Source organism: Pseudomonas sp. NY15364, from assembly GCF_048068235.1.
Classification (GTDB): Bacteria; Pseudomonadota; Gammaproteobacteria; order Pseudomonadales; family Pseudomonadaceae; genus Aquipseudomonas; species Aquipseudomonas mendocina_D.
On record NZ_JBLUPX010000019.1, the window covers coordinates 80,160 to 91,535 of the forward strand.

Consider the following 11,376-nt stretch of genomic DNA (forward strand, 5'->3'; position numbering starts at 1 on the left):
ACTCATACGCGGAATTGCCCAAGCAGACGACTGAGCTGGTCGGCCAGCTGTTTCAGGTGCTGGCTGGCCGCGCTCGACTGCTCGGCAGCCTCGGCGGTGTTGTGGGCCAGCGCTGCCGTCTGCGTGACGTTCTGATTGATGTCCTCCACCACGTGGGATTGCTGCAGGGTGGCGCTGGCGATCGAGGCATTGAGACCGGTCAGGTTGCGTAGCGACTGGGCGATCTGGGCGAGGCTTTCGCCGGCCTGGCTGGCTTGCTCCACAGTCAGCTGGGAGGCGCGACTGCTTTCGTTGATCACCTTGACTGCGGCCTCGGAGTTGCCCTGAAGACGCTCGATCATGCCCTGAATTTCTGCGGTGGAGGTTTGCGTGCGTTGCGCCAGCAGCCTCACTTCGTCGGCAACCACAGCGAAACCGCGACCCTGCTCACCAGCGCGGGCAGCCTCGATGGCAGCGTTGAGGGCGAGCAGGTTGGTTTGCTCGGCGATGGAGCGGATCACCTCCAGCACGCTGCCGATCTGTGTGCTCTCGCTGGCCAGTGATTGGATCACCTCGACGGCCTTGTCGATGGTGCCCGACAACTGATCGATCTGGCGCAGGCTCGCTTCGATGTTCTGCTGGCCTTGTCTGGCCTGGTCCTCGGCGGTGTGCATCTCGCTGGAGGCGTGCTCGGCGTTCTTCGCCACGTCCTGCACACCGTAGGTCACCTCATTGACGGCGGTCGCGACCAGCTCCATCTGCTGGGCCTGCTGCTGGCTATGGCGCTGAGCTTCGCTGGAAATATCGCCGAGATTGCCCGCGGCCTGATCCAGCGAGCCGGCCGACTCGAGCATCTGACGGATAACGTGCCGCAGCTTGTCGGTGAAGGCATTGAAGTGGGCGGCCAGTGCGGTGAGTTCATCGCGGCCATGAGTATCGAGATTACGGGTCAGGTCGCCTTCGCCGCTGGCGATGTTGGCCATGGCGTCGACCGCTGCCTGCAGCGGTTGCACGATGCTGCGGGTAATGACGACTACCAGCCCCGTCAGCAGCACGGCAATCAGAAAGCCGATGGTGATGGCTTTCAGTGCCTGAGCCTTGAACTCTGCCTGTACATCATCGACATAGACACCGGAGCCAATGATCCAGCCCCAGGGCTGGAACAGCTCGACATAGGAAATCTTCGGTACCGGGTCACTGGCGCCTGGCTTCGGCCAGCGGTAATCGACCTGGCCGGCACCCTGGCTGCGGGTGATGGCGACCATCTCGTTGAACAGCGCCTTGCCGTCCGGATCCTTGAAGCTGGACAGGTTCTGACCTTCGAGCTTGGGATTGGTCGGGTGCATGACCATCACCGGCGTCTGGTCATTGATCCAGAAATACTCCTGGACGGCATAACGCAGCCCGCGTATGACCTCCATCGCCTGTTTCTGGGCCTGTTCACGGTCAAGGCTGCCGGCGCTTTCCAGATCATGGAAATACTTGAGGATGCCCGCCACGCTCTGCACCACATGCTCGGTTTTTTCCGATTTGGCGAGGTAAAGATCGCTGTGTATCTGGCGCAACATATAAGCGCCCTGGAGGATCAGCGTCAGGAGGGCAAGCGCCAGAATCAACCACAGGCGACGGCTGATGGGGAGACTGCGTAAATGGTTCATGGGCGAATACCGGATTGTTGTAATTGTCAGCGTCAGGGCAACCCCGAACAGTACTGGCGATACTGTCGCATCGGAGCATTATTCACGCCAGTTGTCTGATAGCATTTCGGCCGCCAGGCGCAAAACCTGAGTGATTGGCGAGCCAGGCGCTGTTTCTGCCGGGACGCACGCGCAGGAACCTGCGTAGCGTGTTTATGTCCCACGGCGGGCTGTATTGCATATTCGAGTTTACGCGCGGCGAAGTCGTCGCGCTTTGGGGGAGTTGATGGATATCTGGATGGCCTTTCAGGCTCTGATTCTGGGCATTGTGGAAGGGCTGACCGAGTTCTTGCCGATTTCCAGCACCGGGCACCTGATCGTGGTCGGAGACTTGCTGGGTTTCAATGGCCAAACGGCAACCGCGTTCAAGATCATTATCCAGCTTGGCGCCATTCTGGCGGTGATCTGGGAGTTCCGGGCCAAGGTGCTCGGTGTGGTGGTCGGGCTGCCCAATGAGCCCAAGGCCCAGCGTTTCACCTTCAATCTGCTGTTGGCGTTCATTCCGGCCGTGATCTTCGGCCTGGCCTTCGCCGATCTCATCGAGCACTGGCTGTTCAACCCCATTACCGTGGCCATGGCGCTGATCATCGGCGGCATCATCATGCTCTGGGCAGAGAAGCGCGATCATACCATCCAGGCCGAAACGGTCGACGACATGGACTGGAAGCTGGCCCTGAAGGTCGGTTTCGCCCAGTGCCTGGCGCTGATTCCAGGTACGTCGCGTTCGGGCGCTACCATCATCGGCGGCCTGGTCTTCGGGTTGTCGCGCAAGGCCGCGACCGAGTTTTCCTTCTTCCTGGCCATGCCGACTATGGTGGCGGCCACGGTCTATTCGCTGTTCAAGTACCGCGACATTCTGCAGATGAGCGACCTGCCAATCTTCGCCATTGGCTTCGTCAGCACCTTCATCGTGGCGATGATCACCGTGCGTGCCTTGCTCAAGTTCATCACCAACCACAGCTATGCGGTATTCGCTTGGTATCGCATCGCCTTCGGCCTGGTGATTCTCGCCACCTGGCAGTTGCACCTGATCGACTGGAGTACGGCGCAACCGTGATCGGTAACGAGCGCAAGGGGCGCCTGAAAAGCTGGGACGACGCCAAGGGCTTTGGCTTCATCCAGCCGCAGGACGGAGGCAGCGAGGTCTTCGCGCATATTTCGGTGATGCGCGGTGATCGCCGTCCTCAACCTGGTGACGAGGTGTTGTTCATCGCGGGGCGTGACGAGCGAGGGCGGCCACGTGCCGAACACTTGCGCCTGGCTGGTGAGCTTAGCCTCGATCGCCAGGCGATTCGGCGTAAACCGAAAGCGCCTGTCAAGGCCGCTCCAGCAACGCGAAAGCCTGTTACCAAACCCACGCAGCGTTCAGCGGCGCAGGGCACTATCCAGAATTTCTTCGGCAAGGCCGTGATGTTCGTATTGCTCTGCATCCTGCCATTGCTCGGCTGCGTGGCACTGTTCGGCCAGGGGCTCTGGTGGGTGCTACCGCTCTATCTGCTGGCCAGCCTGCTGAGCTTTATGCAGTACTGGCTGGATAAACGTAGCGCTCAGAGCGGTGGTCAGCGCACGGCAGAAAACACCCTGCACCTGGTTGAGCTGGCCGGTGGTTGGCCAGGCGCGCTGATCGCTCAGCAGGCGTTCCGGCACAAAACGCGCAAGGCGTCCTATCAGGCGGTTTTCTGGCTAATCGTCGCCGGTCATCAACTGTTCTGGATCGATCTGCTGTTGCTCGATGGCGCCTACATCGCCCGTCATATCCCCTTATTCGTCCAGTAGCAGGCCGGGTTGCAGGCGTTTGGGCAGCTTGCGCACCACCAGTTGATGCGAGCGCGTCAGTAACTGGCGAAGCTCGTCGTCACCCAACGGCAATTGCCGAGCGCTCATGCTGACCCAGTGAGCGCGCGCCAGATACGGGGCAGGGCGGATGCCTGGGCGGTCTACGTGACCGAGAAACAGGTCGTTATCGACCTTGAAGGCCAAGTCTTCGCCGAGAAAATCGAGGATGGCGAACATCTTGTTGCCCGCTACCGAAAACACCCGGTTGCTGCCCCATTTGAGGTCTTCACGGGCACCGGGTAGGGCGAGGCAGAAAGCGGCGATCTGGTCTGCAGTCATGGATATGTCCCTGGCGATTCCGATAAGCAGTCTATCGGACACCGAAGGATAGTGCGTAAGCCCTGCTTTCTGGTGCTGTCCATGAAGATGCTGGCGACGATTATTGGCGTTGCAGTGCTGTGATCATCCGGCGTTTTGGCGCCGCTCGGGGGAGTCTTGTAGACTCTGCTCCCCGTGTTCACCCGCGAGCCGGAGCTCATCCGAGCCCCAGTCAATACCTCCATGAATGCCCATCGCCGTCTTCGGTTCTCTCCCTGGCTGCTACTGAGCCTGTTGCTGCTGTCACTCTCGACAAGGGCCGATGTTGGCTATCTCGACGTCGCGCAACTGGGCATGCAGCCGCTGTCGCTGACTACACATGTCGGAATGCTGGAGGATGCCGCGCGAGGGCTGACGCTGGAGGACGTAAGCTCGCGCGAAATGAGCGAGCGCTTCCGATATGAACGCCTCCGTAGCTCATCCTTCGCACTGGGCTTCACCCGTTCGGCCTACTGGTTTCGTCTTGACGTCGGCAACGCCAGCGACCAGTCGGTGACGCGCCTGCTGGTGGTCGACAATCCACGTATATCCCTTGTCGATGCCTACGTGCCAGACGGGCAGGGCGGCTATCGCGCCTGGTTCACCGGGGCTGACCGCCCGCAGGGCGGCAAGGCCTACGACAATCGCAACTTCGTCTTCCCGCTGCACCTGACTGCGCACTCTCAGCAAGAGGTGTACCTGCGGGTCGAGTCGAGCATAGGCCTGCTGGTGCCGTTACAGCTCTGGTCAGTGCAGGCGTTCCATGCTTACGAGCGCGAAGACTACATGGCGCGTGCCGGCTACATGGGGATCGCCATTGCCATGATCCTGTTCAACCTGATGCTGTTCATCGCCCTGCGTGAGCGGATTTACCTGCTCTATGTGACCTTCGTGTTATGCGCCGTCTGCGCCTTGACGATCAAGAACGGCATGGCGCCGGACTGGACATTGTTCGGCCTGCCGCTCAACTCCAATGTGGCGTATTACTCCGGCGCATCGCTGGCGCTGAGCGGCATGTTGCTGTTCATGCGCAGCATGCTGCAGACCACACGCCTGTTGCCGCGGGTAGACCGCGGTTTGCTGGCGTTGGTGGTCTTGTATCTGGTTTCCCCGCTGATCTACGCCGTCGCCCTGCCACAGGTTTCACGGGTGGCCATCTTCGTTTATTTGTCGACCGCCTTCGTGATGATGGGAGTAGGGCTGGCCTGCGCCCTCAAGCGGCAGCGCAGCGCCTACTTCTTCCTTGCTGCATTCGGCCTGCTGATTCTCGGTGGGGCCACTACGACCCTGCGTGCCCTGGGCATCTTGCCGACCAATGCGTTTACGGAAGACGGCCTGCAGATCGGCTCGTCATTGGAGATGCTGCTACTGGCCTTCGCACTGGCCGACCGCATCAACGTGATGCGTCAGGAAAAACTGCAGGCTCAGGCCAGGTTGCTGCAAACCCAGGAACAACTGGTGGAAACCCTGCAGCATTCCGAACGTGAGCTGGAACACCGCGTTGCCGTGCGTACCGAAGAGCTGCAGGTACTCAATAGCCGGCTGGAGACGCTCAGCCTGACCGACGCACTCACGGGCATCGCCAACCGTCGGCACTTCGACGAGGTGCTGGCCAAGGAATGCAAGCGCGCCCAGCGTGTCGGTGAGCCGTTGGCCCTGGCCGTGCTGGATGTCGACTGGTTCAAGGCCTACAACGACCATTACGGCCACCCCGCCGGCGATAGCTGTCTGCAGCAAATTGCGCACACCCTGGCCTCAACCATCAGTCGTTCCACCGACCTGGTGGCACGCTATGGCGGTGAGGAATTCGTCTTTCTCGCACCTTCGACCGGGCTTGCCGGGGCGCAAAGCATGGCAGAGAAACTGGTGACGGCGGTCGAAGCATTGACGCTGTCACACAAGCGTTCGCCTCTGGGGCACGTCACGATCAGCGTCGGCATCGCCTTGATGCCGCGCGACGCCAACAGCCATGCGCAGACGCTTCTGCAACGGGCCGATGCAGCGTTGTACCGGGCCAAGAGCCAAGGTCGCAATCGCGTGGTGTGTGATGGGCAGGCATAAAAAGCCCCAGAGCATCCACCCTGGGGCTGAGGAGGGTCGGCATGGCGCCGACCGGGGAGAGTGGGTTCAGGCCTGCGGCTGCCAGCCGCCACCGAGCGCCTTGTAGATCGCGACGATGCCGCTGTACAGCTCCACCTCGGCTGAGGCCTGGGCATCTTCGGCGGCCAGACGCTCGCGCTCGGCGTCCAGCAGCACGAGGAAATCCACAGTTCCTTCGCGATAGCGAATCGCCGCTTGATCCGCCGCCGCACGGCTGGCTTCGGCCTGGCGAACCAGGGAAACCAGGCGCTGCTGGCGCTTGGCGTAGTCGCTGAAAGCGTTTTCCGATTCCTCCAGCGCCAGCAGCACCTGCTGCTCGTACTGCGACAGCGCGCCATCAGCCTCGGCTTCGGCGCCACGCAGACGCGCCCGCACGCTACCGAGATCGAAGGCCGCCCAGCTGATGCTCGGTGCTACGCCCCAGGCGCGGGCAGCTGAGGAGCCCAGCTGTGAGCCACGTCCGGCGGTGAAACCGAGAAAGCCGGAGAGGCTGACCCGTGGAAACAGGTCGGCAGTCGCTACGCCGACCTCTGCCGTGGCCGCCGCCAGCTGCCGCTCGGCCGCCTGGATATCCGGGCGGCGGCGCAGCAGTTCGCCGGGGTTGCCGATGGGCAACGCCTTGGCAATCACCGGTAGCGGTTTGGGCGACAGATCGATCTGCAACTGCTCCGGGCGTTGGCCAAGCAGGGTGGCGATGCGGTTTTGCGCCCGCACCTGTTGCGCCTGCAGTTGCGGCAGACTGGCTTCGGTGGCGGCCAGGCGGGCATCGGCACGCAGTACGTCCAACTCGTTACCAACGCCGGCATCGCGCAATTGCTCGGTGATGGAGCGCGAATCCTGCTGATTCTTCAGGTTTTCACGGGCGATGCTTTCACGCAATTGCGCGCCGCGCAGGGTGCCGTATGCATCGACCAGCTCGGCGATCAGGCTGACTTGCAGCTGGTAGTAATCCGCTTCAGCCACTTCGATGCGCGCTTCGCTGGCTTCCAGTTGGCGTTGAATACGGCCGAACAAATCCACTTCCCAGGCCATGTCCAGGCCCAGGTCGTAGCGTTCCTGACGGATACGTTCGTCCGTGGTCGGGGGCTGCTGGGCCTTGCCGAACTCACCACTGGCGCGGCTGGTAACGGTGGGCAGGCGGTCGTTGGCCACGTCATCACGAATCGCCCGCGCTGCACGCAGGCGGTTGAACGCCACGCGCAACTCGCGGTTGTCCGCAAGCGAGCGCTGCACCAGCTGGTTCAGCGTCGGGTCGTCGAACTGCTGCCACCAGGCGGCTTCGAAACGGCTACGGTCGTACTCGGCCGCCTCCAGCGCCTTGAAGCGCGCGGGCTCGGTAGCAGGTGCCCGGTAGTCCGGGCCGACGGCGCAGGCCGATAGCGCCAGGGTCAGCAGAGCGGGGGCAAAGGCTTTCATGCATGCGACTCCTGCAGGCTGACGGCTTTGCGGGCTGCGCGTTTTTCCACGAAACCACGGATCAGGACATAGAACACCGGCGTCAGCAGCAGGCCGAAGAAGGTCACACCGATCATCCCGGAGAACACCGCCACGCCCATGGCATGGCGCATCTCGGCTCCGGCACCGGAGGAGAGCACCAGCGGCACCACGCCCATGATGAAGGCGATGGAGGTCATCAGGATCGGACGCAGACGCAGGCGGCAGGCTTCCAGCACGGCAGCGACGCGATCCATGCCTTCTTCCTGTTTGTCCTTGGCGAACTCCACCAGCAGGATGGCGTTCTTGCAGGCCAGGCCCACCAATACGATCAGGCCGATCTGGGTGAAGATGTTGTTGTCGATGCCGGCCATGATTACGCCGGTGATGGCGGCGAGCAGTACGGTCGGTACGATCAGGATCACCGCCAGCGGCAGACTCCAGCTTTCGTACTGAGCCGCCAGCACCAGGAACGCCAGCAGCACGCAGAGCGGGAAGATGAAGATCGCGGTGTTGCCGGCGAGGATCTGCTGGTAGGTCAGATCCGTCCACTCGAAGGTCATGCCGATCGGCAGTTCCTCGTTGAGCAGTTTGGCGATGGCCGCTTCGGCCTGGCCCGAGCTGTAACCCGGTGCGGCGGCACCGTTGATCTCGGCGGTGAGGAAGCCGTTGTAGTGCATCACCCGATCCGGGCCTGCGCTGTCATCGACCTTGACGAAGGTCGACAGCGGCACCATCTCGCCACGGTTGTTGCGTACCTTGAGCTGACCGATCTGCTCCGGCTCCAGGCGGAATTGCTGGTCGGCCTGGACGTTGACCTGGTAGGTGCGGCCGAAACGGTTGAAGTCGTTGGCATACAGCGAGCCAAGGTACACCTGCAGGGTGTCGAAGATATCGCTGATGGCCACACCGTGGGTCTTGGCCTTCTCACGGTCGATGGCGGCATCGACCTGCGGCACGTTGACCTGATAGCTGGTGAACACCGACATCGGGTTCAGCTCCGGCAACTGCCGGGCCTTGTTGAGGATGTTCTGGGTCTGCGTATACAGCTCTTCGTAGCCCAGGTTGCCGCGATCCTGAATCTGCAGGCGGAAGCCGCCGATGGTGCCCAGCCCCTGTACCGGTGGCGGCGGGAAGATGGCGATGTAGGCGTCCTGAATATCGGCGAACTGCGCATTGAGTTCGGCGGCGATAGCCGTGGCGCTCAACGACGGATCGGTGCGTTCATCAAAAGGCTTGAGCGGGGTGAAAACGATGCCGCTGTTGGGGCTGTTGGTGAAGCCGTTGATCGACAGGCCAGGGAAAGCCACGGTGTTTTCCACCCCCAGATGCTGGCCGGCGATCTCGCTCATGCGCTTGATGACTGTTTCGGTGCGATCCAGCGTCGCGGCGTCCGGCAGTTGGGCGAAGGCCACCAGGTACTGCTTGTCCTGCTGCGGCACGAAGCCGGCCGGAGTGCTCGAGAAACCCAGGTAGCCGAGTACTAGCAGGCCACCATAAATCAGCATGGCGATGCTGCTACCACGCAGTACGCGACGCACGGTACCGACGTAGCGATTACTGGCGCGCTCGAACATACGGTTGAACGGGGTGAACAGCCAGCCACCGAACAGCTTGTCGAGCCCACGCGAGAAGGCATCTTTCGGCGCGTGATGGTCCTTGAGCAAGATGGCAGCGAGGGCCGGCGACAGGGTCAGCGAGTTGATGGCCGAGATCACCGTGGAAATCGCGATGGTTAGTGCGAACTGCTGATAGAACTGGCCCGACAAACCGGAGATGAAGGCCGTCGGCACGAACACGGCGCACAGCACCAGGGCGGTGGCGACGATGGGGCCGGTCACCTCTTTCATGGCCTGGCGAGTGGCCTCGACCGGCGATTTGCCCAGGGCGATGTTACGTTCGACGTTCTCCACCACGACGATGGCGTCGTCCACCACGATACCGATGGCCAGCACCAGGCCGAACAGCGACAGGGCGTTGAGCGAGAAACCGAACATGTGCATGACCGCGAAGGTGCCGATCAAGGACACCGGTACGGCAGCCAGGGGGATGATCGAGGCGCGCCAGGTCTGCAGGAACAGCACGACCACCAGCACCACCAACACCACTGCTTCGAGCAGGGTGTGTACCACTGCCTCGATGGAGCCGCGGACGAAGATGGTCGGGTCATACACCACTTCGTAGTCCATGCCTTGCGGGAAGGACTTCTTCAGCTCGGCCATGCGCTCGCGCACCGAGTCGGAAATATCGATGGCGTTGGAGCCAGGACGTTGGAACACCGGGATGGCGACCGCCGGCTGGTTGTCCAGCAACGAGCGCAGGGCGTACTGGTTGGAGCCCAGCTCGACGCGGGCGATGTCGCGCAGACGGGTAATCTCGCCGTTGTCACCGACGCGGATTATGATGTTCTCGAACTCTTCCTCGCTGACCAGGCGGCCTTGGGCGTTGATCGACAGCTGGAAGCTGTTGCCGGCATCGGAAGGCGGCGCGCCGAGGGCACCAGCGGCGACCTGGCGGTTCTGCTCACGAATGGCGGTGACCACATCGGTAGCGGTCAGGCCACGCGAGGCCACCTTGTTCGGATCCAGCCAGACGCGCAGCGAGTAGTTGCCCATGCCGAACAGCTGCACGTCGCCCACACCGTCCAGGCGCGCCAGCTCGTCCTTGACGTTCAGCGCGGCGTAGTTGGACAGGTAGAGCATGTCGTAGCGCTGATCCGGTGAGGTCAGGTGCACCACCATGGTCAGGTCCGGGGAGGCCTTGTCCACGGTCACACCGAGACGCTGCACCTCGGTAGGCAGGGTCGGCATGGTGCGGGTGACGCGGTTCTGTACCTGCACCTGGGCGTTGTCCAGATCGGTACCCAGAGCGAAGGTCACGGTCAGCGTCAGGCGGCCGTCGATGGTCGATTGTGAGGACATGTAGAGCATGCCCTCGACGCCGACGATGGCCTGTTCCAGCGGCGAGGCAACGGTTTCACCGATCACCTTGGGGTTGGCACCGGGGAAGTCGGCACGCACCACCACGGTCGGCGGCACCACCTCCGGGTATTCACTGATCGGCAGTTGAAACAGCGAGATGGCGCCGCCAATCAGGATCAGCAGCGACAGCACGGCGGCGAAGATCGGCCGCTGGATAAAGAATTGCGAGAAATTCATGGGGGTTCCTCAAGTCGCGCAGGCGTTATCAGCCGCGCGGCGCGCGAGCGTCGATGTGGTCGGCGGCGATACGCGGGGCCTGGCTTGCATCGACGGCCTGACGCAAGCGCGCCAGTTGCTCGAGGGTGCTGTCATCGGCCATGGCCACGGGTTGCGGGTCGACGGTGGCGCCGGGCATGGCGCGCTGCAGACCGTTGACCACGATCTTCTCGCCCTTGCTCAGGCCGCTGCGGACGATGTGCAGGCCTTCGAGCTTCGAACCCAGCTCGATGGTGCGATAGGCCACGGCGTTATCGTCGCCCAGCACCAACACGTACTTCTTGCCCAGGTCGGTGCCGACGGCTTCGTCCTTGATCAGAGTGGCGGCGTAGGGCTTGCTGCCCACCAGCTTCAGGCGCGCGTACAGGCCCGGGGTAAAACGGCCGTCCTGATTGTCGAATACGGCGCGACCACGAATGGTGCCGGTACGCGGGTTGACCTGGTTGTCGAGAAAGTCCAGCTGGCCCAGATGCGGGTGGCCGGCTTCATCGGACAGACCGAGGTATACCGGGCTGGCACCACGGGCGTCGGAGCCGGACTGACGGGCCAGCTCGACATACTTGAGGAAGGCGCGCTCATCGGCATCGAAGTAGGCGTAGACCTTGTCGGTGGAGACCACCGAGGTCAGCAGGCTCTCGCCGGCACCGACCAGATTGCCTTCGGTGATTTCGGCGCGGCTTACGCGACCGTCGATGGGCGCAGTGATGCGGGTGAAACTGAGGTTGAGCAGACTGTGTGAAAACCTAGCAGTCTGAGTGCAAGGTGAAGACAATGCCTCTATCGGTCGATAGGGGCATTGTCGTTTATGGGCTATATCCAAGGTGAAGATCGGCAAC

At 62.3% G+C, this 11,376-nt stretch carries 8 protein-coding genes; 3 read left to right on the plus strand and 5 right to left on the minus strand.

Annotated elements, in window-relative coordinates:
* Positions 1-2: 2 nt before the first annotated feature.
* Positions 3-1,637 (minus strand): methyl-accepting chemotaxis protein, encoded by a 1,635-nt coding sequence (locus tag ACNFCJ_RS16390; RefSeq protein WP_416772444.1) that lies wholly within the window; start codon positions 1,635-1,637, stop codon positions 3-5.
* 265 nt (positions 1,638-1,902) lie between these two features.
* Here ACNFCJ_RS16390 and ACNFCJ_RS16395 point away from each other — a divergent pair, with 265 nt between their 5' ends.
* Complete coding sequence (locus ACNFCJ_RS16395; RefSeq protein ID WP_003460188.1) at positions 1,903-2,733, plus strand: undecaprenyl-diphosphate phosphatase; 831 nt, start codon at positions 1,903-1,905, stop codon at positions 2,731-2,733.
* A complete protein-coding gene (locus tag ACNFCJ_RS16400) occupies positions 2,730-3,452 on the plus strand; it encodes a DUF1294 domain-containing protein (protein WP_416772445.1) in 723 nt (240 codons plus the stop codon). Before ACNFCJ_RS16395 ends, ACNFCJ_RS16400 begins: the two co-directional genes overlap by 4 nt.
* Here the strand turns inward: ACNFCJ_RS16400 and ACNFCJ_RS16405 are convergent.
* The gene (locus tag ACNFCJ_RS16405; protein WP_416772446.1) at positions 3,438-3,791 is read right to left on the minus strand and encodes an MmcQ/YjbR family DNA-binding protein; all 354 of its coding nucleotides are present in this window, start codon (positions 3,789-3,791) and stop codon (positions 3,438-3,440) included. The genes ACNFCJ_RS16400 and ACNFCJ_RS16405 overlap by 15 nt on opposite strands.
* Positions 3,792-4,013: 222 nt before the next feature.
* Here ACNFCJ_RS16405 and ACNFCJ_RS16410 point away from each other — a divergent pair, with 222 nt between their 5' ends.
* A complete protein-coding gene (locus ACNFCJ_RS16410; RefSeq protein WP_416772448.1) occupies positions 4,014-5,870 on the plus strand; it encodes a diguanylate cyclase in 1,857 nt (618 codons plus the stop codon).
* Positions 5,871-5,936: 66 nt separating this feature from the next.
* Here the strand turns inward: ACNFCJ_RS16410 and ACNFCJ_RS16415 are convergent, their stop codons facing one another.
* The 3 genes from ACNFCJ_RS16415 to ACNFCJ_RS16425 form a co-directional block, all read right to left on the minus strand.
* Positions 5,937-7,325 carry an efflux transporter outer membrane subunit gene (locus ACNFCJ_RS16415; protein ID WP_416772450.1) on the minus strand — a complete coding sequence of 463 codons (1,389 nt, stop codon included), beginning with the start codon at positions 7,323-7,325 and terminating at the stop codon, positions 5,937-5,939.
* Positions 7,322-10,501, minus strand: coding sequence for an efflux RND transporter permease subunit (locus ACNFCJ_RS16420; protein WP_416772452.1), 3,180 nt, complete (start codon positions 10,499-10,501; stop codon positions 7,322-7,324). Before ACNFCJ_RS16420 ends, ACNFCJ_RS16415 begins: the two co-directional genes overlap by 4 nt.
* Before the next feature lie 28 nt (positions 10,502-10,529).
* Positions 10,530-11,376, minus strand: an 847-nt coding sequence (locus ACNFCJ_RS16425) for an efflux RND transporter periplasmic adaptor subunit (RefSeq protein ID WP_416772454.1), incomplete at its 5' end; no start/stop codon positions are given.